Source organism: Oleiphilus sp. HI0080 (assembly GCF_001635135.1).
The window spans coordinates 1-505 of sequence record NZ_LWFU01000127.1; the positions used below are offsets into that span (position 1 = coordinate 1).

Here is a 505-nt window from a genome sequence, read left to right on the forward strand (position 1 = left end):
GTAGACGGCTGGATAGAGAATCTATCCGTTGCAGCTGTTGGTGATCGTGTTGAACAAGGGCAGGTGTTGTTTGAGCTTTACTCGCCAGCCCTTGTAAGTGCACAAGAAGAGTACTTGGCAGCGCGACGAAGTAAGAATACGAAGCTCATTAAAGCATCAGCCTCCAGACTATATGCACTTGGGCTAAGTCGAAACCAAGTTAACAGCCTCGCAAAGAAAGGAAAGGTTGAGCAGACCGTTAGTATTACAGCATCACGTTCCGGCGTAGTGAAAAGCCTTAACGTGCGAAAGGGTATGTTCATCAAACCAGCCACCGAGGTCATCGCAATTGCCGATTTGAGCTCTGTGTGGGTGATTGGCGAAGTTTTCGAGGGCCAAGCTGGTTTGGTTCGTCAGGGGGTTGACGCAAGCATTGTCTCGTCTGCTTTTCCCGGGAAGGAGTGGCACGGAACCGTGAATTATCTCTATCCGGAGCTCGATACCGCTACCAGAACGCTCAAGGTGC

Annotated in this window: 1 protein-coding gene; it reads left to right on the plus strand. The window is 50.5% G+C overall.

Translation table 11 applies throughout. The annotated features are described in order from the left end of the window. A partial coding sequence (locus A3751_RS01600; RefSeq protein WP_156492171.1) for an efflux RND transporter periplasmic adaptor subunit occupies nt 1-505 on the plus strand: 505 nt, incomplete at both ends.